This window comes from Pseudomonas laurentiana, assembly GCF_014648275.1.
GTDB classification, from domain to species: domain Bacteria; phylum Pseudomonadota; class Gammaproteobacteria; order Pseudomonadales; family Pseudomonadaceae; genus Aquipseudomonas; species Aquipseudomonas laurentiana.
This window is the reverse complement of record NZ_BMQU01000008.1, coordinates 144,029-168,590: the sequence shown is the minus strand read 5'-3', so window position 1 is coordinate 168,590 and position 24,562 is coordinate 144,029. Positions and strand designations below refer to the sequence as shown.

Here is a 24,562-nt window from a genome sequence, read left to right as displayed (position 1 = left end):
TGATCGCAGGTCCCAGTGGGTGCCTGACCGATCTTCCCGACCGCCTTCGCGACTTCCTGAGCTTAGCGCAGAAAATCAGTGGTGATGACCACCTTCGCCGTGGATGTGGCGATGCGCGATTTCTTCTTCGCTGGCGTCACGAACGTCAACCACTTTGACCTGGAAGGTCAGGCGCTGGCCAGCCAGCGGGTGGTTGCCATCGACCGTAACGTCGTCGCCGTCCAGATCACGGATGGTGACGATCTGCATTTGGCCGTCCGGCGCCGAAGCGTGGAACTGCATGCCGACTTCCAGCTCGTCGACGCCTTCGAACATGCTGCGGTTCAGGGTGCTGACCAGTTCAGCCAGGTATTCGCCGTAAGCGTCTTCCGGCTCGATGGCAACGTTCAGTTCCTCACCGGCTTTCTTGCCTTCCAGAGCCTTCTCCAGACCCGGGATGATGTTACCTGCGCCATGCAGGTAGACCAGCGGAGCGCCGCCGGCGGAGCTGTCGATGACCTCACCAGCGTCGTTGGTCAGGGTATAGTCGATGGAGACAGCCTTGTTGGCGGCGATCAGCATGGGGCGAGACCTTTTGCAGAAGAATATAGAGCCATAAGTGTAACCAAGGCCTCGTCCGAAAGCGAACGTAACCCAGACAAACGGAATACCATGAGCGACAGCCGCATTCTCGGTTTTCATCAGGACGAGGACGGCCACTGGGTGGTCGAATTGTCCTGTGGCCACACCCAGCACCTGCGCCACCAGCCACCCTGGCAATCGCGAGCCTGGGTGCTGGACGCCAGCCAGCGCCAACAGCAGATAGGCCAGCCGTTTTCCTGTGGCTGGTGCGCGCAGGGGGTCGATAGCGATACCCTTGGCAATTGATTCTTTTGCACAGCTCACGTCGAGACGCTCGCATGCAGACATTTTTTATCGCGCCGACCGACTTTGGTGTCGGCCTGACCTCCATCAGCCTGGGCCTGGTCCGCACCTTGGAACGGGCCGGCCTGAAGGTGGGCTTTTTCAAGCCAATCGCCCAGCCGCACCCAGGCGATACCGGTCCAGAGCGCTCCACCGAGCTGATCGCCCGCACACACGGCTTGAAGCCGCCGAAGCCGCTCAGCCTGGCCCACGTCGAGCGTATGTTGGGCGACGGCCAGCTCGATGAGCTGCTCGAAGAAATCGTTACCCTCTACCAACAAGCCTGCGAAGGCAAAGATGTGGTCGTGGTCGAGGGCATGGTGCCGACCCGTCACGCCAGCTACGCTGCGCGGGTCAATCTGCACCTGGCAAAAAGCCTGGATGCCGAAGTCATCCTGGTCTCGGCACCGGAGAACGAGGTGCTGGCCGAACTGTCCGGGCGAGTCGAGTTGCAAGCTCAACTGTTCGGTGGACCAAAAGATCCAAAAGTGCTTGGGGTGATTCTCAACAAGGTACGCACCGACGAAAGCATGCACGCCTTCGCCACACGCCTTAAAGAGCACTCGCCAGTATTGCGCAGCGGCGACTTCCGCCTGCTTGGCTGTATCCCCTACCAGGCCGACCTCAACGCACCGCGCACCCGCGATGTGGCTGAACTGCTTGGCGCCCAGGTGCTCAACGCCGGTGACTACGAACAACGGCGGATGAACAAGATCATCCTCTGCGCCCGTACGGTCGCCAACACCGTCCCCTTGCTGACGCCCGGCACCCTGGTGGTAACACCCGGCGACCGTGATGACATCATCCTCGCCGTCAGCCTGGCATCGATCAATGGTGTGCCACTGGCCGGCCTGCTACTGACCAGCGACAGCAAACCCGACCCGCGCATCCTCGAACTCTGCCGAGGAGCACTGGCGGCCGGCCTGCCAGTGCTGTCGGTGAGCACCGGATCCTACGACACGGCCAACCAGCTGAACCAGCTCAACAAGGAAATTCCGGTCGACGACCGGGAGCGCGCGGAAATCATCACCGACTTCGTCGCCAGCCATCTCGACGCCAGTTGGCTGCATCAGCGCTGTGGCACCCCACGGGAGATGCGCCTGTCACCTGCGGTGTTCCGCTACCAACTGATTCAACGCGCCCAGCAAGCCAACAAACGCATCGTCCTGCCGGAAGGCGCCGAGCCCATGACCGTGCAGGCTGCGGCCATCTGCCAGACCCGCGGCATCGCCCGGTGCGTGCTGCTGGCCAAACCGCAAGAAGTGCAGGCCGTGGCCCGTGCCCAAGGTATCGAACTGCCGGAAGGCCTGGAAATCCTCGACCCGGACCTGATCCGCGAGCGCTATGTCGAGCCGATGGTCAACCTGCGCAAAAGCAAAAGCCTCAATGCGCCAATGGCGGAGCAGCAACTGGAAGACCCGGTGGTCATCGGTACCATGATGTTGGCGCTGGACGAAGTCGACGGGCTGGTCTCGGGCCTGGTGCACTCTACCGCGAACACCATCCGCCCAGCCTTGCAACTGATCAAGACCGCGCCGGGTTGCACCCTGGTCTCCTCGGTGTTCTTCATGCTCTTCCCCGAGCAGGTGCTGGTGTATGGCGACTGCGTGATGAACCCGCACCCCAGTGCCAGCGAACTGGCCGAAATCGCCCTGCAGAGCGCCGATTCGGCCGAAGCCTTCGGCATCACCCCACGCGTGGCGATGATCAGCTACTCCAGTGGCGACTCGGCCAGCGGCGAAGAGGTTGAAAAAGTACGCGAGGCCACCCTGCTCGCCCAGCAAAGCCAGCACAACCTGCAGATTGACGGCCCCCTGCAGTACGACACGGCGGCCAACGAGAACACCGCTCGCGAACTGGCGCCAAACAGCCCGGTAGCGGGCCGCGCCACCGTGTTCGTCTTCCCGGACCTCAACACCGGCAACACCACCCACAAGGCCGTACAGCGCAGTGCCGACTGCGTCAGCCTCGGGCCAATGCTGCAAGGCTTGCGTAAACCGGTCAACGACCTGCCCCGCGGCGCCCAGGTCGACGACATCGTCTACACCATTGCCCTGACCGCGATTCAGGCCAACCGCTCTCTGGATAGCTGAACCATGCTCGCTTTTCTGCCCGCGCCTGTGCGCGGGATCATTGCGTCCCTGCTACTGGGGCTGAACACCCTGATGTGCTGTACCCCGTTGTTCATCGTCAGCCTGTTCAAGCTGTGCTTGCCGTTTCCGGCAGCGCAGCGGCTGACCGACGAATTGATGCGCCACATCCACGAAGCGTGGATCAGTAACAACAAGGGTTGGATGAACCTGGTCGGGCGCACCCACTGGCAAGTGGAGGGCCTGCGGGGGCTCGACTACCAGCACAGTTATCTGGTCACCAGTAACCACCAGAGCTGGGTCGATATCCTGGTGCTGCAGTACGTGCTGAACCGGCGTATTCGACCACTGAAGTTCTTCCTCAAGCACGTACTGATCTGGGTACCGGTGATCGGGCTGGCGTGGTGGGCGCTGGGCTTCCCGTTCATGAAACGCTACTCCAAGGCCTACCTGGCCAAACACCCGGAGAAGCAGGGCAAGGACCTGGAGACCACCCGCCGCACGTGCGCCAGGCTCCGCGGCAAGCCAACGGCTATTTTCAACTTTGCCGAAGGCACCCGCTTTACCCAGGCCAAGCATATCGAACAGCAGTCACCGTTCCAGCACCTGCTCAAGCCCAAGGCCGGCGGCATTGCCTTCGTACTGGATGCCATGGGCGAACAGCTGCAGTCCATCATCAACGTGACCCTCCACTACCCAGACGGTGCTCCGGGTTTCTGGGACGTACTGTGTGGACGGATGACACGGGTAGCGGTGCATATTCAGGAGCTGGCCATTCCCGAGGAATTCCTCGGCAAAAGCTACGACCAGGATGACGCGTACCGGCTGGCGTTCCAGCAATGGATCAACCGGCTATGGGAAGAGAAAGATCAGCATTTGACACAGTTACACCGTCAACGCTGATACCAACCAGGCTGGCCCCCACCGTTACTGCTGGGGTCAGCCTGGCTGGCGAAGAGCAACGGTTACTGGTACTGCTGACCAGGAATCGGCTTCAGGTTGACCTCTACACGACGGTTCTGTGCACGGCCATTGGCATCAGCGTTGCTCGCAACCGGCTGATCCGGGCCAGCACCGCGTACCGACAGACGCGAACTGTCCACACCCTGAGAGGTCAGGTAAGTGCTGACGGCCTGAGCACGGCGCTGCGACAGGTCCATGTTGTGCTGGCGGCTGCCGGTGCTATCGGTGTAACCGACGATTTCAATGGTGTTCTGGTTGAACTGCTTGAACGAGTTGGCCAGGTTGTTCAGCGGCGAATAGAAGCTTGGGGCGATATCCGACGAGTCGGTGCCGAAGGTAATGTTGCCCGGCATGATCAGCTTGATCTGATCGCCTTGGCGCTGCACTTCCACACCCGTGTTGGCCATGCTTTCACGCAGTGCCGCTTCCTGCTTGTCGGCGTAGTAGCCGTAGCCGGCCGCCGCTGCACCCACAGCTGCCGCACCAATCAGTGCGCCCTTGCCACGGTTGTCGTGGTTGATTGCAGCACCCGCGATTGCGCCGGCCAGCGCGCCAAGGCCGCCGTACTTGGCGGTTTTGCTCATTCCGGTGCTTTGCTGTGCCTGCCCTTGGCTATCGTAAGGGCTTGGGGTGGCACAACCGGACAGCATGGCAACAGCAGTAGCGACGATAATCAGACGACGCGAGGTGAACATGGAAAAGCTCCTACAGAGATTCTAAAGCACATCGAAAATTGACAGACCTATGCGGACCTTGGAACGCGACAAGCGCAAATAATTCCCTGGCTCAGGCCCGAACAAATGGATTTTCACGCATTTCATCACCCAAACGGGTGTCTGGTCCATGCCCTGTTACAACGGTAGCGTCCTCATCCAACCGGTACAGGCGCTCTTTGATCGAGCGGACGATGGTCGGCTGATCGCCGCCCCACAAATCCGTACGACCAATACCCCGGCGAAACAAGGTATCTCCGGCGATCAGCAACTTGGCATCGGCGAACCAGAAACTCATCGAACCCGGGGTATGCCCCGGCGTATGCAAGGCAACCCCGCAACCGCAGGCCAGCTCCTCGTCATCGGCCAACCAGCGATCCGGGGACGGCACAGGCGTGTAGGGCACACCGAACATCCGGCACTGCATTTCCAGGTTGTCCCAGAGGAACTGGTCTTCCTTATGCAGGTGCAGCGTAGCACCGGTCTTTTCCTTCAACAGGCCGGAAGCCAGGAAATGGTCCAGGTGCGCATGGGTATGGATGATACTGACCAGCTTCAGACCATGGGCCTCGAGACGCGCGAGAATCTGCTCATGGTTGCCGCCCGGGTCGACAACGATGGCCTTCTTGGTAATCGGATCGCCGATCAGGGTGCAGTTGCACTGCAAGGGGCCAACGGGGAAGGTTTCGCGGATCAGCGCGGGGCTGGCGGTTTGCATGAAGTGATCCTGCCAAAAGGTGATGGCATATTTTGGCACAGCCGACCGAACCCGCCGATATCACTTTCGTGAAAACACGCCGCTGGTCGTTTCAAAACCCCAGCGCCAGCGTTTGCTTGCCTTCCAGGGCCAGCAGGAACTGCTTGGCCGCCAACCCTCCGGCATAGCCCGTCAGGCTGCCCGAGGCACCAATCACCCGGTGGCAAGGCGCAATGATCGAGATCGGGTTCCGTCCATTGGCGGCGCCTACGGCACGCACTGCCTTCGGGCTGCCGATCTGCCGGGCGATGTCACTGTAGCTACGGGTTTCGCCAAACGGGATCGTCAACAACGCCTGCCAGACCTTGCGTTGAAACTCGGTCCCGACAAAGTCGAGGTCCACCTCAAAGTGCTTTCGCGTACCCGCGAAATACTCCCTGAGCTGCCGCTCGGTGGCCTGCAATACCCGGTTTTCGCCCTGCTCCCGCACGGCACTCAAAAGAACGCGACCAGGCTTATCGTTCTCCCAGAGCACTGCGGCGAGCCTGGACTCGTTTGCAATGAGGGTCAGCGGGCCAACAGGTGAATCCATCATCTTGAATACGTAGGACATGCCCTGAATTCCATAAACCTTCGGGACGTCAGCAACGCCCCGCCACCTGAAGACGCCAGATGAAATTCGCACCTTTATGACGCCAAAGTAAACAAGACACCTGTTTTTGTGCCAATGATTTGATGGGCTGATAAGCCAGTAGCAAAAATCCCGCAGCTGAATTCGAGCCGCAAAATGTCCATCGCAGAGATGAAGGCAAAAACCGGACGGAAATACTGTTGAGCCAGAGGATTGCAGCGGCAGCCCCCCGCGTAAGCTCACTAGAAACCAAGAGGCGAGGACCGTGCTGGGGCAAATGTATGCGCCACACGCAAAATGGGCAAGTTTCAGGTAACCCGTCACTGCTCAGCCCACCTTGTCCCCCTCCCCCAACCCCGCTAACATCACCCAGTCGCTGCCAATTCAGCGACCGGGACTGCAAGCCCGGCAAGCAAAAGGCGCATTCCGCCACCCAAGTGCCATTGGTTACCTGCCATCGCACGAACGGTGACGTTTCCACTACAAAGGAGCGCCCCAATGACAACAGCCCCCTGCAATCCCCCGCCAGCCGGCTCAGTCCTGACAACCACCACAACCACCTTTGGCTCCTGCGAAGGCAGCCATGCACCGCTGTTCCGTGTGTGCGCCGGCGTAGAGGCCGAACATGCGCTGGTGCATTTGTCGGTCCTGCTTCGCAGCGCGGATGCCGCCAACAACCAAGCCTGCGATCTGGTCGATGCACAAACCCGTCACTTGCTCTGGGCAACCCGCAATGCGCTGGAGATGTCTAAAGGGCTGGTTGAGGCGTTGCTGCTGAGCATCGAAAGCAGCACCTGAACAGATGACCTGCCAGTGGTGGCGCGCCTACCGTGGGAGCACACCTTGGTGGCGATGGAACCCGCAGGGTTCCCAGCGTATGTAGCTCGCCTCAAGCCGGTACAGCTGAAAAAAGTGCAACTATTCTTGCTATAAACCATAGAAAACACCGAAATAATTGCACTCAATAATCAAAAACCATAGAAATGCTAATATTCCTGCACTAAGCCATGCTTAACGCAGGAAAATTAGCATAATGGCCAAAAAAACAGCGCCACTTCTACCGTCGACAACCACGCTGCTGACTGAATTCGGTGAGCGCCTAAAGCTCGCTCGCCTTCGTAGAAAGCTGACTGCCAAGCAGGTGGCGGAACGTGCCGGAATGTCTGTGATGACCTTGCGCTCTCTTGAGTCTGGCGGTGCCGGGGTGACCATTGGCGCGTACCTCTCCGTGATGCAGGTACTAGGGCTTGAGAAAGACCTGACGAAACTCGGTGCAACAGATGATCTGGGTCGTCAACTGCAAGACTCGCGTTTAATACAAGCAGGTACGGGTCGAGGCAAACGCCCCTATGATTTAAATCGCCAAGCAATGGATAGCCCTTCCTCAGGCCGTGTTCGCGAACCGCAAGCGAGCGTGAAAACGGCTAAGCCGAGCAGTCAGGCATTGATTGCCAAAGGCTCCGGCGAAGATTCGGAAGAAGTAATAGATGCCACAACCGAATCGCTCACCGCACTGCTTGGCCCAGCAAAACGAAAACGAAAGGAGGCTAGCAAGGTATGACAATGATCGGTGTGTACGCTGATTGGGCTGGCTTACCGGGGCCGAAACGACTGGGGTTCTTGCATAGTCGAAAGACCCGTGCGTCCGAGGTGTTTGAGTTTCAGTACGATCCCGCCGCCCTGACCGACTCGGCTGTGAACCTGACGCAGATTGATCCAGAGCTAGGCCTATTTGAAGGCCCGCAGTATCCAGGAGGGCTCAAAGATAAATTCGGCGTCTTCGCAGATTCGAGCCCGGACCGATGGGGGCGGCTACTGATGGATCGTCGACTTGAACGAAATGTTCGGGCCGGCCTCGTGCCAAGTGGAACGAGGCTCTACGAGTCGGATTACCTGTTAGGCGTACATGATCTCTACCGCGTCGGCGCCCTACGCTACAAGCTTGAAGACAAAGACGAATTTCTTGACGACAGGCAGGACATTGCAGCCCCTCCTTTCACGGAAATTCATGAGTTGGAACGCGCCAGCCGCGCACTGGAAAACGACACAGACAACACCTCAGCAGAAGGCCAGGACTGGCTGAGGATGTTGATTGCCCCTGGCGGCTCGCTCGGCGGGGCGAGACCCAAAGCAAGCGTTGCAAATGAACAGGGTCACCTCTACATCGCAAAGTTTCCCAGTGCTCGCGACGACTACGACGTTGGCGCATGGGAGATGTTGGCGAACGCACTGGCAAACGCGTGCGGTCTGAACGTTGCTCACGGTTTGGCCAGAAAGTTTGCCAGCGATCACCACTGTTTCATGGTGCGTCGGTTTGATCGCACAGAGGACGGACGGCGGCTTCACTTTGCGTCCGCAATGACCATGACGGGCCGTACCGACGGCGACGACGCCTCCACTGGGGCGAGCTACCTTGAGCTGGCTGAAGCGCTCATGAGACATGGCTCCCAGCCTAACCAGGACCTCAAGGAACTGTGGTCGAGAATTGTCTTCAATATCCTGATTTCCAACACCGATGACCACCTACGCAACCATGGGTTTATTCTGGTTCCTGGACGCGGCTGGAGGCTATCCGAAGCCTACGACATGAACCCTACCCCCATCGCTGATGGCCTGAAGCTCAACATTACCGATTCCGACAACGCGCTCGATCTTGAGCTCGCCCGAGAGGTTGCGGGGTACTTCCGGGTACCCTCAAATGAAGCAGAGGAAATCATCGAAGACTTTCGGGGCACAGTCAGCCAATGGCGAACGCTTGCCAACGGTTTGAAGCTGCCCATAAGGGAACAGGATCGAATGGCTAGCGCATTTCGTCTTGCGGATGACTGATGATGTCAATCAGCACTGAAGCAAGGCGTCTGCCAGTCAGCGGGTGTAGCAAACCTTACGGCAGGTAGAGCCTGAACACGCCGCCGCCCAACGGCCCGCCGTTGCCGATCTCAATGCGCCCCTGCAGCCCGTCGCGTTCATGCAGTGCAGCAATGCGCGCTGCGAAGTAAAGGCCCAGGCCGGTGCTGCCGCTGCTGGGGTTGATGCCCTGCACGTAGTCACTCTGGCGTTCGAGCATCTGCAGGGGGTAACCCGGGCCGTCATCGTTGACGCTCAGTAGCAGTTGGTCGTCTTCTTCGCTGACGGTTATCAGCAACGCGTGGCCGGCGTAACGGATGGCGTTATTGAGGATGTTGGACACCACCGAACCAATCAGCTCACGGTCAAAGAAACCCAACGGGTTGACGGTGTCGATCCGGTAGCTGGCCAGCAGGTCGCGGTGGCTCAGTACGTCCTGGTGAGCCGCCAGTTGCGCTTCGATGAAATCGTCCAGCTCATGATAGCCAGGGCACATCGGCAACTGGTTGACACCCAGTTTGTACAGGCCCAGCAGTTGCACCAGCATGCCATTGAGGTGGGCGAACTCGTGTTCCATGACCCCCAGCTCACTGCCACTGCGTTGCGCCTCTGGCAGGCGTGCCAGCCATTGGCTGTGGGTCTGCATGAGCATCGCCAGGGAGTTTTTCATGTCGTGTACGGTGGAGGCGATCACCGTGGAGAAGTCGAGCCCCTGCTTGTCTTCGCTCATCCACCAAATGCCCGTATGTGCAGTTTGCGATAGCGCTCGTAGCGCGCGTCACTTTCAGGAATGCCGGCCACCCGGCTGAGGCAGGCACGGCACTCTTCCAGCACGGCCGCCGTTGGCGTATCACCGGCCAGACGCAGCAGCGCCTGGGTAGTGTTCAAGGCAATACTGATGTTCTTCGGCTGCAAGACCAATGCCCGACGGAACAGGTCCAGTGCGCCACCAAGGTTACCGGCCTGGTAGCTGCGCACGCCCTGACGGTTAAGGTCGACGGCTTCGTTGCCGCCGCCCAGAATCGTCGGGTCGTCGGTCAGGGTTGCGATGTTTTTCATCACCGCCGGGTCATCGCCATACACCTCAACGCAGTTTTTCAAGATGCCGTTACTGGCCGCGTCCTGCCCCAGTTGCTGCAGCTGGGTCGCCACCAGCAAGGCGGCTTCGGCAGAGAAGAACTGGTCCATGCCCTCGATGCGGGCCATGGCCTGCTCGGTGAGTTTGGCGGCAGTCTCGGGGTCGCCGGCCTTGATCAGGCTGGTGGCTTTCATCAGGCGGGCGCGTACTTGCAGGCCCTGGTCGTCGGTGTATTCCTTGGCCACTTCGCTCAAGGCCGAGTTGATCTCTACCCGCGTGCGCGCATCCATGCCGCCGCCACCGTTCTTGCTGATCAAGGCCTGGGCCAGGCCCAGGTTGCTTTCAGGGTCTTTGAAGCGCGAATGCTGGCCCTGGCTGACCGCCTGACGGTAGGCGCGTGAAGCGCCGTCGAAGTCTTCGTTGCCCAGTGCCAGCTTGCCCAGCAGCATCTGCCGACGCACGGCCAGCGGCGACAGGCGTACCGCTTCTTCAAGCACGCTTTGAGCGCGCTTGGTTTCGCCGGTTGCCGTCAGCACATCGGCCAGGCCGTCGTACAGGCCGGGCATCAGCGGGAAGGCCTTCAAGGCCTGCTCATAGATACCTTGGGCCTGACCAATCTGGCCACGCTTGAACAGCAATGCGCCAAGGGCGGCATAGGCCCAGGGCGTGGCGCGGCTGCTGAGGATCGCCTTGAGGAATCGCTCAAGGTCTTCATAGCGGTTCAAGTCACGCAGGGCGTTGGCCCGGTAACGCAGGCACAACGGCGCAAAACGCTGATCCTGGCGGCAAAGGTTCTCGCACGCGGTCAACACCTCGGCGGGCTTGCCACGGTCAAGGGCCTGCAGAATCGGCTTGAGCAGGGTTTTGCGCTGCACCAGTTTTTCCAGGCGCTGGGCCAGGCCGATCCGATTGAACGGTTTGGTCAGGTAGGCGTCGGGCTCGTGCTCCAGGGCGCTGAGCACCACCGCCTGGCTGCTTTCAGCGGTGACCATGATGAACACGCATTCATGGCTGATGAGCTTGTCGACCATCAGGTCTTCAAGGGTTTGCTGGCCGTTTTTCTTGCCATCGCCCAGGTGAAAGTCATGCAGGATGAAGTCATAGCGTTTCTGCGCACACATGCGCAGCGCCTGCTCTCCGCAGTCCGCGGTATCAACGTCACGGACGCCCAACTCGCGCAGCATGGAGCGGACTGAGCTGCGGAAGTCGGAGAAGTCATCGACAATGAGAAAACTTTTTTGGCTGTAAACCAACATCCAAGGAACCTGTCATGGGGTAGTAAGGAGACACACGCAAGCAACGATTACAACGACAGGCTCATCCTTTTAGCCCGCTATGGCGCACAGCTGATAACCAACGGTTGGGCTATCACACACTGCAACACCGCCCTGTCACACACCCAATTGGCTCCCCAGACGATACTGATTGTCCCCCGTGCGCTTGGCGTCATACATCGCCAGGTCTGCCGTGTGGATCAGGTCATCCATACCGGTGGCGTGGTCGGGAAATACCGCCACACCCAGGCTGGTGCCGATTACACACGTTCTACCGGCAATATCCGTCGGCGTTGAAAGCGCCTGGATGATCATTTCGCAAAGCACATGGATTTCTTGTTCAATGTTCAGGTCAGACGACAAACCTTCGAGCACCAGCACGAACTCGTCCCCCCCGATACGCGCCACTGTATCGGCCGTACGCACCAGATTCTTGAGGCGCTTGGCCGTGGTAATCAGCACCTGATCGCCGGCAGCGTGACCGTAGTTGTCATTGATCGCCTTAAAGCCATTGAGATCGATAAAAATCAGTACCACACGCGTTTGCAGGATACGCCCCTGGTCCAGTGCCGCCGACAGCCGCTGCTCAAGAACCAGACGGTTGGCCAGCCCAGTCAGCGCATCCTTATGGGCCAGGCTGTGCAATTGGTTAGCCCAGGCTTTTTCTTCGGTGATGTCCCGCACCACCCCCATCATTTTGATGGCCTTGCCGTGGGCGTCCTTGATCACGTTGCCGGTCTCGCGCAACCAACGCACCGTACCGTCGGGCCAGATCACCCGGTACTCTTCGTCATGGTTTTCACCGGTTTCAATGCAGCGCAACTCGCCCGCCCGGACCTGCTCGCGGTCTTCCGGGTGGACACTGTTGCAGAAGCGCTCGTAACTGGGGGTGATCTCGCCGACCTGATAGCCGAACATGCCATAGATGGCTTCGGACCAATACAGTTGCTGGGTGTCGACATCCCAGTCCCAGGTGCCAATACGGGCAAAGTACTGGCTGCGCTTGAAACGCTCGACGTCCTCAGGGATCACCTCGCCAGCCTGGGCGCATTGACGGCAGATACCCTGCGACACACCTTCCCGTTGCGCCTGAAGGTCGACCAGACGAGCACTCAGGTCACGTTCGCGGCGCTGGGCACGGCGCAACAGTATCAGCAGCCCCCCGATGCAAAGGCACATCCAAAGCAGTAGCGTTTGCAGGATTGCCGTCATGACAGCGGGGCACTCGATAATAAATGGCTAATCGCCATCTTAATCGAAGCAAGTTGTACACAAAAGCCTGTTGACCCACCGGTCAGGGCACAACGACAGCCGCTCGACGCTCACGCTGATAATGCAACACCGCATGCGCCACAAGGCCAAAGATCAAACCCCAGAACGCTGCCGCCAAGCCAAGGAAGCTCATGCCCGAAGCCGTCACCAGAAAGGTGATCAAGGCGGCTTCGCGCTGTTTCTCGTCAGCCATGGCCCCAGCCAGCCCGGTCATGATGGCGCCAAACAGGGCCAGCCCTGCAAGGGAGGCAATGAGTTCACGGGGCAATGCGGCAAACACCGACGCCAAGGTCGCACCGAAGGTTCCCATGACGATGTAGAACACCCCGCAGGCCATGCCGGCGATGTAGCGCTTGCCCGGCTGTTCATGGGCCTCGCGCCCGGTGCAGATTGCTGCGGTAATCGCCGCCAGGTTGAAACCGTGGGAACCAAAGGGTGCCAACAGTACCGAGCCTAGCGCCGTCACCGACAGGATCGGCCGGGCCGGGGTCTGGTAACCGGCGCTGCGCAGCACTGCCATGCCCGGGACGTACTGCCCTGTCAGGCTGACCAGTGCCAGCGGCAAGCCAATGTTGATGATGGCGTGCCAGCTCCATTGCGGCGCGATAAACAGCGGTTCGGCGACGGCGACAGTAATGGCGGTGCTGTTCAGTTGGCCCAATGAGGCGGCGACCGCGCAACCCACGATCAGCACGGACAAAATGGCGTAGCGCGGCGACAGACGCTTGAACACCAGGTAGCTGGCGAACATCGACAGCACCAACAGCGGCTGGACACTCACCGACGTGAACAACTCGGCACCGAAGCGAAACAGGATGCCGGCCAGCATCGCAGCGGCAATCGCCTTGGGCAGGCGGCTCATGAGCTTGTCGAACGCACCGCTCAGTCCAACCAGCGCAATCACCAGCGATGCCACGATATAGGCCCCCACTGCTTCGGCCAGGGACACCTGCGGCAGCATCGACACCAGCAGGGCTGCTCCCGGTGTGGACCAGGCAGTAATCACCGGCACCCGCAAGCGCCAGCTAAGCAACAGACCGGTGAGGCCGCTGCCGATGGAAATCGCCCAGATCCAGGATGACACCTCAGCGGCGGATAGCTGCGCTTCACGTGCCGCCTGAAAGACGATGATCAGCGGGCCGGCATAGGAAATGATCACGGCGATCAGGCCGGCAACGATCGCCGACAACGAGACGTCTTTTCTCAAGGTATCCATACAGCCTCCAGTGGATGTCGGGAACGCGCAGCGCCCGGGCACAAAGCAAATTGCTTCGAATCATTTCGAATTAAATCGAAGCAATCGACTCAATGCAATAGAATCAATCGAACATTTTCAATTCATCCGTCGCTTATGCCCGAGCACACACGTATCAAGTACTTGGCCTGATCGAGCCATTGCTGCGATGTGATAGGCTCGACGCAATCGTTTCTGATCGGTAGCAATCTGCATGTGGGTCCCCCAGCTCAACGAACTCAATCAACCCATGTACCTGTCGATTGCCGACGCACTCGGCCGTGATATCGCCAGCGGTGTGCTCGCGCGTGGCGACCGGCTACCGACCTTGCGTGAGCTGGCACAGGCTCTGGAGGTCACGCCGGGCACGGTCAGTCGTGCCTACAGTGAGGCGCAGCGGCGCGGCCTGGTGCAGGGCGAAGTCGGCCGTGGTACCTATGTGCTGGGTGCGCAGAAGCCGGGCCCTTCAGCGGCAGCGACACTGCCGACCAGCGCGGCACTCCGGCGCCCTGAGCTGCTGGATCTGTCGATCATCAAGCCTTCTGGCGAGTCGTTGGAGCACTGGCTGCGCGGGGCCTTGACCCACCTGGCCAGCAGCACCGATTTCGCCCAGGCCCTGGACTACGCGCCAGACGGCGGCCACCCGGCACACCGTGAAGCCGGCGCGCAATGGCTGCGCCATGCTCTGCCCGAAGCGGTTTGGCAACAGGTGGTGATCACGGCGGGTGCCCAGCATGGGCTGATGGTGGCGATGGGCGCCCTGACCGGTTGTAACGACCTGATCCTCTGCGAGTCGCTGTGCTACCCCGGGATTATTTCCCTGGCCCACAGCCTGCAGCGACGCCTGCGCGGGGTGGCGATGGATGAAGAAGGCATCATTCCGGCAGCCTTGCGCGAGCTCTGCCTACAGGAACGCCCGAAGATGCTGGTCTGCGTGGCAACCTGTCAGAACCCGACCACGGCGACCATGTCGCATAAACGCCGGGCGGAAATCGCCGCCATCGCCGAAGAATTCGACTTCCTGATTCTCGACGACGATATCTACGGTTTCCTTGCCAGCGACCCGACCCTGCGCCCCTTGGCCAGCTATGCGCCAGACCGTTCGGTGTACCTGACCAGCCTGTCCAAGTCCGTGCTACCAGCGCTGCGTATCGGCTACCTGTACAGCCCGCCACGCTTGCTGTCGCGGCTGAGCGCGATGGTCCGCAGCAGTGTCTGGATGCCGTCTCCCCTGACTGCACAACTGGCCACCAACGTCATCAATGAAGGGCTGGATCAAACGCTGGTGCGTCTGCAGCGCGAAGAAGCGGCACGGCGCCAGGCGATGGCCCGTGAAGTGTTCCGAGGCTTGTCGCTCAAGGCCCAGCCACACAGTTATCACCTGTGGCTGGAACTGCCCGAGCCGTGGAGTGCCGATGAGTTCAGCACCCTGGCCCGAGCACAGGGCGTGCAAATCCTCAGTGGCTCGCAGTTTCAAGCCGAACGTGACGGTGTCAGCCGTGGGGTTCGGGTAGTGCTGATGTCGCCGACGAGCCAGGACGAATTGCACTTCGCCCTGACTCAACTGGCGAGCCTGATCGACTCGCCAGATCCGCGACGCTTCTACTAGCGGGTAAAGACCTGCGCCGTGGTGATCGCCATGTCACCACCGGGCAATTTGATCTTGCCCAGCGGTTTCAGGCTTTCGGCATCGAAAATCGCCACATCGTTGAAGGTCCCGGCCAGGTAGATCTTGCTGCCGGCCTTGTTGAACGAAATGCAGTAGTAGGAATGATCCAGGGTCGCCGCCTGGAGCATTTTCTTCTGCTTGATATCGTACTTGGCCAGACGGTTGAGCACGCCAAAGACCAGGTTCGGGTCCTTAGGCGAAACCATGCCGCTGAAGTAGATCTCGGTCAGCGGGCCAAAGTCGACGGTCTTGGTCTTGCCGGTCGCCAAGTCAATGTTGAAGAAGCCGTAAACGTAATCTGCGGTTGCCGGGTCTTCCTTCTTGTCCTTGAACTTGGCGGCCGTGTAGAGCAGCGAGAAATCATGCCGGTAGGTCTGCTGGTTCCACACGTAGAGCACATCCGGAGCGCTGTACAGCGGGCGTTTCCAGTGTCGGCTCGGCACCAGTACGTCGAACTTGCCGGTCTGCACGTTGACCTTGTAGATGTCCGGCCCGGCGATGTACAGGCTGCCGTCGTCACCGGTCTGCATGATGGTCAGTTGCCGTGGCGCCGGGAAACTGCGCACGGGCTTGGCACTCATGCCGGCATTGGTGGCATAGACATCCAGGCGCGGCTGCTGCACTTCATAACGGTCGTTGAGCATCCGTGTCGGGTTGGCGACGGTGTACAGCTCCTTGCCGTCATGGCTGACGGTGAAGGAGAACATTGAACGGGCCTTCTCCCCCGGCTGCTGGGTGATGCTGGCATGGAACACCTGCTTGCAGGTGTCCAGTTCGACCCCGTAAATGTCGGCGTAATGGTTGTTCAGCACATAGGCAATTGTCCGGTCCGGCGACAGTTGCACCGTGCCCGGCCCAAAAGCGTCGGGCATCTGGCAGGTCTTGTAGAGGCTGTCGGTGGCCAGGTCAAGAATGTGCAGGTTGTTCGGGTAGTTGGTGGTGACCATGTACTCGTGGCCACGGTTGAGTGCCTTGCCCTCGTCGGCCAACAGTGGCCCGGAACAGGCGCCAAGCACCAGAATGGCGGCCAGGCCGCGCGTTGCAGTCTGAAGCATGCGGGTATCCCTCTTGTTCGGCTGGGGGCTCATTTGTCTTCCGGGAACACGGTCCCCAGGTTGCGCCAATTGTCGTTGGAGGCCTGGGCGTCTTTGTTCCAATCCGGGTAGGTGCTCATCATGTCCGGCACCTGGGCCGGCCACCAGCAAGGGTCAGAGCACCCATACAGGTCTGATTCCATCGGCTGGCACAGCGACGAAACGCCACCGAAGGCATCGATTTCCCAGCCCGGGTCCGTGGTCGAGGCACACCCGGCCACCGAGTTCATGGCCACAACCTCTTCAATGCGGTTCTCGTCGGCAGCCTGTTCGAGCTTGAGCGCTTTGTTATTGATCGGCTTGAGATGCTTCATGTCAGTGGACCTTGCGCGGAGTGATGTAGCGGCTGATGAAGGCCGGGTTCTCGGCCATGATCCGGCTGTAGACTTCAATGCCGAAGTCCACCCAGTCACGCATCAGTTCGCAGTAGTGATAGGTCGGGTGAGCGGGGTCGCCGTAACGGGCGTAGCTCTCGTGGTAGCAGCCGCCTGAGCACAGGTTGCGAATGCGGCAGCTGTCGCATCCGGTGTTGGTGCGGTCCAGGCGCTGCGAGAGAAAGTCGTTGAGCTCGACCTGCTTGACCCCGCTATGGACGTTGCCGAAGGTCGGCAACGACGAGCCGGTGAAACGATGGCAAAGGTTCAACTCCCCCTTGTGATCGACCGCCAGCATCTTCAGCCCCGCCCCGCAAGGCAGCGCCTTCTTGTGCCCCTCATGAATGTCGGTGATCAACTGGTGCAGGTTGGAGAACCCGATGCTGCGGTGCTCCAGCGCTGCCTCCAGGTACCGCCGCCCCAGGGCCTTCATGTTGGCGAACACCTGCACCAGCTCTTCGCTGCTCAGGTTGTAATCGCTGATATCGCCGGACGTCACCGGCGCAAAGCCCACTTCGGCAAAACCCAGCTCGTTGAACAAGTGGTTCCAGATGGTTTCGACATCGGTGACACCACGGGTCAGGGTGACGCGGGCACCGACCGGGCGGCTGTCATAACGCGACAGCAGCATGTCGACCTTGCGCCGAACCACATCGTAGGTGCCCTGCCCGCCGACCGTGATGCGATTGCGATCGTGTACGGTCTTCGGCCCGTCGATACTCACCGACAAACCAAATCGGTGGGCATTGAGGTAGTCGACGATTTCTTCAGTGAGCAAGGTGGCATTGGTGGTCATGACAAACTCGACCCGCTTGCCCGCCTCGCTGAAACGCCGCTCACAGTAGTCGACCATGTACTCGATCAACTTGCGGTTACTCAGTGGCTCACCGCCGAAGAACACCACGGTATAGACCGACTCGTCAGGCGACTCCTTGAGCAGCATTTCTACCGAGGCCACGGCGGTCTCGACATCCATCCGCTTGCCTTGCGAAGGCTTGTCCAGGTCCTCTTTGTAGCAGTAGGTGCAGCTCAGGTTACAGCCCGTGTTGACGTTCAACACTACCGTGTTGATCGCCGTGCGCTCGACCCGTTTGGTCGCCACTTCGGGGGTCAACGGCGAACCGTCGCTGACCAGTTCCAGGGCGATTAACTCGCGCAGGGTTTCGTTGATTTCCTCGTCGCCAAAACGCGAGGCCAGGCGCTGCTGCAGCATTTCGCTGGAGCAGCCCTCACCGCGCAGAACGTCGATGATTTCCCCGGTCAGCGCATCGCTGGCAAACAGCGAGCTGCTGGGGATATGGAACAACATGCGTGCGTCATCAACCTGCACTTCGTGCAGGTTGCGCTCCACCAGATTCAGGATAACGCCCATCGCAACCTCCTCAAGCGGGGCCGGTTAATGCCGGCCCCCTTTTCATTCCGCTGATATGGCTGGGGTAACAGGCCCGTATCAAGGAATCGGTGGATTGTTCCAGCGCTGAACCGTGACGATCAGGTGCCCCTCACCCGTGTGGGCTTTACCCGCATCGTCCACCGCCGCAATGACCTTGAGGTTGCCGGCGTTGTTGGTCGACATTTTGCGCTCTGGGTTTGGCCCGGCATCACCTGGGGTGAATACACCCGCATCGGTCTGCATGCTGCCGGCAAACTTGACGTCTTCATCCTCGCGGGCACGGTCATCAAACGGCTCGACCTTCCATTGCGCCGGGAACACACCGATGCGGTAGGCCTTGCCCTCCGCGCTGCGTCCCCAGGCTTCGGCATCGAAGCGGCCCTGAACCTTCGGTGTCGCCCCCCCGTTGTCACCGATACGTGCCACCGAGAACGCCGGCACGACCTTGACCTCGGCAATGTCGCGATACACCGCCAATTGCTGGCCCTTGAGCGCACCGACACTCACCTCGCGCAACCCGGCCGGGGCATCGGCGGCGGCTTTGAGCAGCACGCGCACACGCTGCGGGCTTTGCTCCAGCACCTTGACCACTTCGACACCCTTGCCGAACGATGGCGTGCCGTTAAGGCCGCTGCCAATCAGGCTGACTTCGGTCTCGCTGCCGGCCTTCAAGTAGCCCGGCTGAACGGCCAGCAGTTGAGGGTGGTCTTGCCGCGCGGCGATGAAGTCCAGGCCTCGCTCATCGTGCGCAGCCTCAAACATCCGCCCCTTGAGCTGAGCCCCATTGGCAGCGAACACCTGGCGCATTTTCACCCCGTCGATATCGACGTTACCGCGCCACTCGTAACCGCTGTAGAGAATGGCCGTACCTTGCCCCTTGAACGGGCTGCCATCGACGTACTGGCCATCAACACTGAGGGTGAAATGATCGCCCTCGGCCGCGGTGACCTTCATCACCCCGTTAAGCTCGCCCTTGCCTGGCAGGTGACCACTAAAGCTCCAGTCACCCACCAGAGCCTCAGCCTTGGGCATCGATTTTTGCCAGTCGGCCCAGGCCTTGCTGTCGAGCGGGTAGCGCTTGGCCAGCAACGGCACCATTTCCTTGCGGGCCAGGTCGAACCAGTCGCGGTCACGAGACAGCGCCTGATATTCCAGCGACGGCCACTGGCCGAGGTGGAAGTTCACCAGGCGCTCCCACTCCTGCGCCGGACGACGTTGCAAGGCAACCCGTGCACCCGAGTGGCAACGGCCACACATCTGCTTGGTCTGGTCGTCGAACTGCTCGACGGTATTCAGGCGACGCTCCAACGCGTAGCGCACACCGTCGGTTTCACTGGGCGCCAGGCCTTGGTTGTCGGCCAGGTACTTGACCAGCGTGCGGCGGTCCTCGTCACTGATCTTCAACTGGTGCATGGTCTGCATGCGCGCAATGCTCATCAGCCACCCCTCGGGGGTTTTGCGCTGATGGCTGATACGGCTCAAGGCATTCTCACCCTCAGGCGTATGGCAAGCCATGCAGGTTTCCTTGAGGATGGCCTGGGCTTCGCGTGCCTGGCTGGTCTGGGGCTGCAAGGCAAGGCTTACCGCCAACGCCAGCAGGCCGCCGGCACTGGCGAACCGGAATGTTCTCTTCATCGATGTCTGACCTCCCACGGGGCTTATTCTTATCGTTGTTTTTTAGTGGTCTCTTCCTGCCGGCCGGGATGGATCAGGCAATGCACAGGCTGAAGAGGTACTGCCAGTAGCGATACATATTGCATGCCAAAAGCCTACAAGCCCGTATCTACGAGGCTTCCGGCACTTTTACCGGTTGCGTTGCGTTTAATTTCGCGACAGCTGTAACACTCTGAGACGGTGCGACAGAACGGGTTGCACTTTACCGTTTCGGTGCAAAATGCCATCATTGAGCCACTTCCCATCAGGGTTCCCAAGCCCTGCATGTCATAAAAAATCATCATAAGACAAGCACCTTTCGCGTGAATCAAAGGTGCGCTGCATCACCCCTTGCCTGCACAACCAGACGACGCCATGGTCTACCACCCTAAGAGCGCCGCATTGATGCTGGCCTGCGAAAGGCTTCGCAGGTCACGTTTGTTGCTGCCACAAGGAATACACAGATGCTCTTGAGATCGATGAAAATTTCCCGCCGCGCGGGCCTTGGCTTTGCCTTGATCGCGCTGATGGCGCTGCTGCTAGGAAGCTTTTCGCTGCTGGAAATGCGCCGCATGAACGAACAGTCGCGTGTGGTTGATCGCAACTGGCTGCCTTCGATTCTCGCCCTCAATGACACCGCCCTGAGCGTATCGCGCATACGGACGATCACCCTGCGCCTGCTGACCCTGCGCACCGACGAGGACATGCAAAACAACCTGGAGCGCCTCAAGGAGCTCAAGCAACAGCTGCAAACCCAACAGCACAGCTATGAACAGCTCATTAGCCTGGACGACGAGAAAGTTGCCTACGAAGGCTTCCAGCAGGCCAAGGCGCTGTACATGGCCGAGCAGGAAAAGCTGAGCGCGCTGGCGCAGCAAGGGCATCAGGACCAAGCCATTGAGGTTGCCAACGGCACCCTCTATGAACATGCCGATGCCATGGTCAAGGCCTTGATCACGCTGATCGACCTGAACAAACAAGGCGCCAGACAGGCCTCACTGGAAAGTGACACGGTATTCAGTAATGCCAATGAACTGGTCATGTCCATGATGATTATCGTCGTGCTGCTGACGGTCGTACTTGCCCTTGTCTTGACCCGCAGCATCGTGCGCCCGCTGAGCCAGGCCGTAAGCGTCGCCGAAGTGATCGCCAGTGGCGACCTGTGCAGCGAAGTGACCGTGGTTGGCAGCGACGAGCCCGCACAACTGCTGCACGCACTCAAGCGCATGCAGACCAGCCTGCGCACAACCATTCAACGCATCGCCGACTCGTCCAACCAACTGGCTTCGGCCGCAGAAGAGTTGCAAGCCGTCACCAATGACTCCACCAAGACCCTGCTCCAGCAGAGCAACGAAGTGGAACAGGCCGCAACGGCGGTCAACGAGATGACCACGGCAGTCGAGGAAGTGGCCCGCAATGCGGTCAGCACCTCCGAGGCCTCCGGCGAAACCGACCAGACCGCACGCCACGGTCGTCAACAAGTGCAGCAAACGGTTGACTCCATTGGCCTGCTGGCCGAAGACGTCACCCGTACCTGCGAACAGGTCGAACACCTCGCCGGTGATGTACGCAACATTGGCCAGGTGCTTGAAGTGATTCGTGCGATTGCCGAGCAGACCAACCTGCTGGCACTCAACGCGGCCATCGAGGCCGCACGCGCAGGCGATGCAGGCCGAGGTTTTGCTGTGGTGGCCGATGAAGTGCGGGCACTGGCGCACCGCACTCAGCAGTCGACCCAGGAAATCGAGTCGATGATCGGCACCATCGAAGAAGGTACCGAGGGCGCAGTCAGTGCCATGCGCAGCAGCAATGAACGGGCACACGCCACCCTGGATGCCGCACTGGCCTCAGGTCATGCACTGGAACAGATTACCCAGGCCATTGCCGCCATCAACGAACGCAACCTGGTGATTGCCAGTGCCAGCGAGGAACAGGCCCAGGTAGCCCGCGAAGTGGACCGCAACCTGATCAACATCCGCGACCTGTCGATGCAAACCTCGGCCGGCGCCAACCAGAGCAACGCCGCCAGCCAATCACTGGCACACCTGGCCGTGCAACTGAACGGGCTGGTGGCACAGTTCAAAGTCTGACGCTGTAGTAACGCCCTCTGCGGAGGCCGTTGTTTTCAGCGCTTCCCTGGAGGCGATGAAGGGGGGATTATTTCATGCCCACCGACAGCGCTCTCCAGGCAGACTGGCGTGCGTGCCATGCTCATATCAGCCCCGCCATCATGCGCCTACTTCCTTGAAAACCAGCGCTTGGGTGGCGCTTTGCTGGGAATACATGCGGATTGAAGCAGAGCGCTTACAAAAGCGATCCACCTCACCCAATAGTTATCGATAAGGAACGCCTGGGTGGAAGGAAAAAACAAAACATAGCCGTGGCGGGCTACGTTTAACTGCACCATCCCCCAAACCATCGCCCCGACAACGCACGCCCAAAACCATTGAGCGCTGAACTTCTCACCCGAAAATCGCCTGCTGATGGAACGCCAGAACAGGAACGCGGCTAGAGAAATACATAAATAAGCTGTGGATATAAACATTAAGCACTGTCAATCAAACGTATATTTTCCTTCAAGCATGAACGCCGGCTCTCTCCAATTGGGCCCTCTGACAACTCCGGTCCCGCTATACTGGATAAAGCCGGCGTTGCACATGCTCTTGACGAGGCTCAATAGCCCCCAGCTATCTGTCACGTGAGCCCAGTTGGCTCGATTATAAAGGCCATCAAGCTGAGGAAGTGAGATACCCAACTCATTTTTAGTGAGAAATAGTATTACCTCTTCTGGCTTCTCGTTGAGCACAATCGTTCTTATGATATTCATCGTTTTACTTCTCCCTATTACTTGTACTCTTTTTTCCTTTGTTTTTCATCCACGCCTGTAGCCTCAGGTGAGGGCCAGCGTCGAACACCCATTTCGGGTAATCAAACGCCAGTTTGGATATTTGAAAACCCGCTTCCGAGGTTTGGCCAAGAACACCGCGCAGCTGAACACGCTGTTTGCACTCTCGAGTTTGTGGATCGCGCCATAAAGGCAGTTGTCGCGTCTCAACACTGTCTCAGTTTGAGACGCTGCACCCCATCTCAAGCAGCCAAGGCCCCTGTTTTCAGGGGGTTCTTGACCTTGGCACAAGGGTTGCGAATACCCCGGCATTCACTCACAAGAACGAGGTTTGCCATGTCCGCCACTGCCCCCTTGCTGCCCGCCGTCGAGTCGTTTCTAAAGCGCGCCCCCCGTATGTTGATCGGTGCCGATTGGGTTGAAGCCACCGACGGTGCGCTGATGACGCTGAGCAACCCTGCCACTGGCGAACCTTTGTGCCAGGTGCCCAGCGCCACCCCGGCCGATGTCGAGCGCGCCGTTCTCGCCGCCCGCAAGGCCTTCGACGACTCGGCGTGGAGCCGCACCCGCCCACGCGAACGGCAGAACCTGTTGTGGCGCCTGGCCGACCTGCTGGAGCGGGACGCCGAGGTCGTGGCCCAGCTCGAATGTCTGAACAACGGCAAGAGTGCCGCCGTAGCCCGGGTGATGGACGTGCAGCTGTCCATCGATTTTCTGCGCTACATGGCAGGCTGGGCCACCAAGGTCGAAGGCAGCACCGTGGATGTGTCGATGCCGCTGATGCCCGCCGATCAGTTCCACGGTTTCATTCGCCGTGAAGCCGTCGGTGTCGTCGGCGCTATCGTGGCCTGGAACTTCCCGCTGCTGCTGGCCTGCTGGAAGCTCGGCCCGGCGCTGGCAACCGGATGTACGGTGGTGCTCAAGCCCGCCGATGAAACGCCGTTGAGCGCCCTCAAGCTGGCCGAACTGGCCCTCGAAGCCGGCTACCCGGCCGGCGTCTTCAACGTGGTCACCGGCACCGGCATCGTTGCGGGCGATGCCCTGACCCGTAACCCACGGGTGGATAAACTGACCTTCACCGGCTCGACCGCCGTCGGCCAGCAGATCGGCAAGATCGCCATGGACAACATGACCCGGGTCACTCTGGAGCTGGGTGGTAAATCGCCAACCATCGTCATGGCCGATGCGGACCTTACCAGCGCTGCGGCGGGTGCTGCCAGCGCGATTTTCTTCAACCAGGGTCAGGTCTGCTGTGCCGGTTCTCGGCTGTATGTACACCGCAAGCACTTTGACAATGTGGTCGCCGATATCGCGGGTATAGCCAACGCCATGAAGCTCGGCAACGGCCTGGACCCCAGCGTAGACATGGGCCCGCTGATTTCCGCACGGCAACAACAGCGGGTCTTCAACTACATCGAGCAAGGCCGCAGCAGCGGCGCCAGCATTGCCTGTGGCGGTGAACAGTTCGGCCCCGGCTACTTCGTCAAACCTACGGTGATCGTCGATGTCGATCAGCGTCATCCACTGGTGCAGGAAGAAATCTTTGGCCCGGTGCTGGTAGCAATTCCATTCGATGACGAGGCCGAGGCCCTGCGCATGGCCAACGACAGCCCCTATGGATTGGGCGCGAGTATCTGGTCGAACGACCTGGCCGCCGTCCACCGGATGATCCCACGTATTCGCTCCGGCTCCGTGTGGGTCAACTGCCACAGCGCCCTTGACCCGGCGCTGCCGTTCGGTGGCTACAAGATGTCCGGCGTGGGCCGCGAGATGGGCGCGGCGGCCATCGAGCACTACACCGAACTCAAGTCGGTGTTGATCAAGCTGTAAGC

The 24,562-nt window shown here is 59.9% G+C and carries 20 protein-coding genes and 2 pseudogenes; 10 read left to right on the top strand and 12 right to left on the bottom strand.

Going from position 1 to position 24,562, the window contains the following annotated elements; genetic code table 11:
* Positions 1-75: 75 nt before the first annotated feature.
* Positions 76-561 (bottom strand): FKBP-type peptidyl-prolyl cis-trans isomerase, encoded by a 486-nt coding sequence (locus IE038_RS10660; RefSeq protein WP_065759116.1) that lies wholly within the window; start codon positions 559-561, stop codon positions 76-78.
* Between IE038_RS10660 and IE038_RS10655 the strand changes: the two are divergent.
* The 3 genes and pseudogenes from IE038_RS10655 (at position 530) to yihG (ending at position 3,896) form a co-directional block, all read left to right on the top strand.
* Positions 530-867 (top strand): annotated as a pseudogene (locus IE038_RS10655) (DUF3565 domain-containing protein). The gene IE038_RS10660 and the pseudogene IE038_RS10655 sit on opposite strands and share 32 nt — an antisense overlap.
* Positions 868-899: 32 nt before the next feature.
* Complete coding sequence (gene pta / locus IE038_RS10650) at positions 900-2,996, top strand: phosphate acetyltransferase (protein ID WP_163939778.1); 2,097 nt, start codon at positions 900-902, stop codon at positions 2,994-2,996.
* Between the two features lie 3 nt (positions 2,997-2,999).
* Complete coding sequence (yihG, locus tag IE038_RS10645) at positions 3,000-3,896, top strand: 1-acylglycerol-3-phosphate O-acyltransferase, YihG family (protein ID WP_163939777.1); 897 nt, start codon at positions 3,000-3,002, stop codon at positions 3,894-3,896.
* A gap of 62 nt (positions 3,897-3,958) precedes the next feature.
* Here yihG and IE038_RS10640 read toward each other — a convergent pair whose 3' ends face one another.
* The 3 genes from IE038_RS10640 to IE038_RS10630 form a co-directional block, all read right to left on the bottom strand.
* Complete coding sequence (locus IE038_RS10640; RefSeq protein WP_163939776.1) at positions 3,959-4,651, bottom strand: YiaD family glycine zipper/OmpA-like lipoprotein; 693 nt, start codon at positions 4,649-4,651, stop codon at positions 3,959-3,961.
* A 91-nt stretch (positions 4,652-4,742) separates the two neighbouring features.
* A complete protein-coding gene (locus tag IE038_RS10635; protein ID WP_163939775.1) occupies positions 4,743-5,387 on the bottom strand; it encodes an MBL fold metallo-hydrolase in 645 nt (214 codons plus the stop codon).
* A gap of 91 nt (positions 5,388-5,478) precedes the next feature.
* Positions 5,479-5,979 (bottom strand): methylated-DNA--[protein]-cysteine S-methyltransferase, encoded by a 501-nt coding sequence (locus IE038_RS10630; protein ID WP_189395591.1) that lies wholly within the window; start codon positions 5,977-5,979, stop codon positions 5,479-5,481.
* Between the two features lie 516 nt (positions 5,980-6,495).
* On the opposite strand from IE038_RS10630, the gene IE038_RS10625 reads away from it, so the two are divergent.
* The 3 genes from IE038_RS10625 to IE038_RS10615 all read left to right on the top strand — a co-directional run bounded on the left by IE038_RS10625 (position 6,496) and on the right by IE038_RS10615 (position 8,826).
* Positions 6,496-6,795 (top strand): DUF6124 family protein, encoded by a 300-nt coding sequence (locus IE038_RS10625; protein ID WP_163936263.1) that lies wholly within the window; start codon positions 6,496-6,498, stop codon positions 6,793-6,795.
* Between the two features lie 235 nt (positions 6,796-7,030).
* Positions 7,031-7,558 (top strand): helix-turn-helix domain-containing protein, encoded by a 528-nt coding sequence (locus IE038_RS10620; RefSeq protein ID WP_163936260.1) that lies wholly within the window; start codon positions 7,031-7,033, stop codon positions 7,556-7,558.
* A complete protein-coding gene (locus IE038_RS10615; protein WP_189395590.1) occupies positions 7,555-8,826 on the top strand; it encodes a type II toxin-antitoxin system HipA family toxin in 1,272 nt (423 codons plus the stop codon). Before IE038_RS10620 ends, IE038_RS10615 begins: the two co-directional genes overlap by 4 nt.
* Before the next feature lie 55 nt (positions 8,827-8,881).
* Here IE038_RS10615 and IE038_RS10610 read toward each other — a convergent pair whose 3' ends face one another.
* The 4 genes from IE038_RS10610 to IE038_RS10595 form a co-directional block, all read right to left on the bottom strand.
* On the bottom strand, positions 8,882-9,574 hold the full coding sequence (locus IE038_RS10610) for a sensor histidine kinase (protein ID WP_163936257.1): 693 nt from the start codon (positions 9,572-9,574) through the stop codon (positions 8,882-8,884).
* Positions 9,571-11,178: a tetratricopeptide repeat-containing response regulator gene (locus IE038_RS10605; protein WP_189395589.1), complete on the bottom strand. Its 1,608-nt coding sequence runs from the start codon at positions 11,176-11,178 to the stop codon at positions 9,571-9,573. Before IE038_RS10605 ends, IE038_RS10610 begins: the two co-directional genes overlap by 4 nt.
* Positions 11,179-11,313: 135 nt before the next feature.
* Positions 11,314-12,408 carry a sensor domain-containing diguanylate cyclase gene (locus IE038_RS10600; protein WP_189395588.1) on the bottom strand — a complete coding sequence of 365 codons (1,095 nt, stop codon included), beginning with the start codon at positions 12,406-12,408 and terminating at the stop codon, positions 11,314-11,316.
* Positions 12,409-12,490: 82 nt separating this feature from the next.
* Positions 12,491-13,684, bottom strand: a complete 1,194-nt coding sequence (locus tag IE038_RS10595) for a benzoate/H(+) symporter BenE family transporter (protein WP_189395587.1) — start codon at positions 13,682-13,684, stop codon at positions 12,491-12,493.
* A gap of 232 nt (positions 13,685-13,916) precedes the next feature.
* Between IE038_RS10595 and IE038_RS10590 the strand changes: the two genes are divergently transcribed.
* Positions 13,917-15,311, top strand: coding sequence for an aminotransferase-like domain-containing protein (locus tag IE038_RS10590; RefSeq protein WP_163936254.1), 1,395 nt, complete (start codon positions 13,917-13,919; stop codon positions 15,309-15,311).
* Here IE038_RS10590 and peaD read toward each other — a convergent pair.
* From peaD to peaA, 4 genes are all read right to left on the bottom strand, one after another.
* The gene (gene peaD, locus IE038_RS10585) at positions 15,308-16,426 is read right to left on the bottom strand and encodes a quinohemoprotein amine dehydrogenase subunit beta (RefSeq protein WP_189395586.1); all 1,119 of its coding nucleotides are present in this window, start codon (positions 16,424-16,426) and stop codon (positions 15,308-15,310) included. The genes IE038_RS10590 and peaD overlap by 4 nt on opposite strands.
* Before the next feature lie 29 nt (positions 16,427-16,455).
* Positions 16,456-16,779, bottom strand: a complete 324-nt coding sequence (gene qhpC, locus IE038_RS10580; protein ID WP_065759130.1) for a quinohemoprotein amine dehydrogenase subunit gamma — start codon at positions 16,777-16,779, stop codon at positions 16,456-16,458.
* A 1-nt stretch (position 16,780) separates the two neighbouring features.
* On the bottom strand, positions 16,781-18,211 hold the full coding sequence (gene peaB, locus IE038_RS10575) for a quinohemoprotein amine dehydrogenase maturation protein (RefSeq protein ID WP_163936251.1): 1,431 nt from the start codon (positions 18,209-18,211) through the stop codon (positions 16,781-16,783).
* Between the two features lie 78 nt (positions 18,212-18,289).
* Positions 18,290-19,867 (bottom strand): quinohemoprotein amine dehydrogenase subunit alpha, encoded by a 1,578-nt coding sequence (gene peaA, locus IE038_RS10570; RefSeq protein ID WP_189395585.1) that lies wholly within the window; start codon positions 19,865-19,867, stop codon positions 18,290-18,292.
* A 482-nt stretch (positions 19,868-20,349) separates the two neighbouring features.
* Here peaA and IE038_RS10565 point away from each other — a divergent pair, with 482 nt between their 5' ends.
* From IE038_RS10565 to IE038_RS10555, 3 genes and pseudogenes are all read left to right on the top strand, one after another.
* Positions 20,350-21,975 (top strand): methyl-accepting chemotaxis protein, encoded by a 1,626-nt coding sequence (locus tag IE038_RS10565; RefSeq protein WP_163939864.1) that lies wholly within the window; start codon positions 20,350-20,352, stop codon positions 21,973-21,975.
* 801 nt (positions 21,976-22,776) lie between these two features.
* A pseudogene (locus IE038_RS10560) lies at positions 22,777-22,920 on the top strand (transposase); the annotation flags it as partial.
* A gap of 146 nt (positions 22,921-23,066) precedes the next feature.
* A complete protein-coding gene (locus tag IE038_RS10555; protein ID WP_189395584.1) occupies positions 23,067-24,560 on the top strand; it encodes an aldehyde dehydrogenase family protein in 1,494 nt (497 codons plus the stop codon).
* Positions 24,561-24,562: the final 2 nt, after the last annotated feature.

What these genes read in the sequence shown, in the direction of transcription:
- IE038_RS10600 (WP_189395588.1), bottom strand. Translation starts at nt 12,408, where the DNA reads ATGACGGCAATCCTGCAAACGCTACTGCTTTGGATGTGCCTTTGCATC.
- IE038_RS10555 (WP_189395584.1), top strand. Translation starts at nt 23,067, where the DNA reads ATGTCCGCCACTGCCCCCTTGCTGCCCGCCGTCGAGTCGTTTCTAAAG.
- peaD (WP_189395586.1), bottom strand. Translation starts at nt 16,426, where the DNA reads ATGCTTCAGACTGCAACGCGCGGCCTGGCCGCCATTCTGGTGCTTGGC.
- IE038_RS10635 (WP_163939775.1), bottom strand. Translation starts at nt 5,387, where the DNA reads ATGCAAACCGCCAGCCCCGCGCTGATCCGCGAAACCTTCCCCGTTGGC.
- IE038_RS10630 (WP_189395591.1), bottom strand. Translation starts at nt 5,979, where the DNA reads ATGTCCTACGTATTCAAGATGATGGATTCACCTGTTGGCCCGCTGACC.
- peaB (WP_163936251.1), bottom strand. Translation starts at nt 18,211, where the DNA reads ATGGGCGTTATCCTGAATCTGGTGGAGCGCAACCTGCACGAAGTGCAG.
- IE038_RS10660 (WP_065759116.1), bottom strand. Translation starts at nt 561, where the DNA reads ATGCTGATCGCCGCCAACAAGGCTGTCTCCATCGACTATACCCTGACC.
- peaA (WP_189395585.1), bottom strand. Translation starts at nt 19,867, where the DNA reads ATGAAGAGAACATTCCGGTTCGCCAGTGCCGGCGGCCTGCTGGCGTTG.
- IE038_RS10595 (WP_189395587.1), bottom strand. Translation starts at nt 13,684, where the DNA reads ATGGATACCTTGAGAAAAGACGTCTCGTTGTCGGCGATCGTTGCCGGC.
- IE038_RS10640 (WP_163939776.1), bottom strand. Translation starts at nt 4,651, where the DNA reads ATGTTCACCTCGCGTCGTCTGATTATCGTCGCTACTGCTGTTGCCATG.
- IE038_RS10610 (WP_163936257.1), bottom strand. Translation starts at nt 9,574, where the DNA reads ATGAGCGAAGACAAGCAGGGGCTCGACTTCTCCACGGTGATCGCCTCC.
- IE038_RS10605 (WP_189395589.1), bottom strand. Translation starts at nt 11,178, where the DNA reads ATGTTGGTTTACAGCCAAAAAAGTTTTCTCATTGTCGATGACTTCTCC.
- IE038_RS10615 (WP_189395590.1), top strand. Translation starts at nt 7,555, where the DNA reads ATGACAATGATCGGTGTGTACGCTGATTGGGCTGGCTTACCGGGGCCG.
- pta (WP_163939778.1), top strand. Translation starts at nt 900, where the DNA reads ATGCAGACATTTTTTATCGCGCCGACCGACTTTGGTGTCGGCCTGACC.
- qhpC (WP_065759130.1), bottom strand. Translation starts at nt 16,779, where the DNA reads ATGAAGCATCTCAAGCCGATCAATAACAAAGCGCTCAAGCTCGAACAG.
- IE038_RS10625 (WP_163936263.1), top strand. Translation starts at nt 6,496, where the DNA reads ATGACAACAGCCCCCTGCAATCCCCCGCCAGCCGGCTCAGTCCTGACA.
- yihG (WP_163939777.1), top strand. Translation starts at nt 3,000, where the DNA reads ATGCTCGCTTTTCTGCCCGCGCCTGTGCGCGGGATCATTGCGTCCCTG.
- IE038_RS10590 (WP_163936254.1), top strand. Translation starts at nt 13,917, where the DNA reads ATGTGGGTCCCCCAGCTCAACGAACTCAATCAACCCATGTACCTGTCG.
- IE038_RS10565 (WP_163939864.1), top strand. Translation starts at nt 20,350, where the DNA reads ATGCTCTTGAGATCGATGAAAATTTCCCGCCGCGCGGGCCTTGGCTTT.
- IE038_RS10620 (WP_163936260.1), top strand. Translation starts at nt 7,031, where the DNA reads ATGGCCAAAAAAACAGCGCCACTTCTACCGTCGACAACCACGCTGCTG.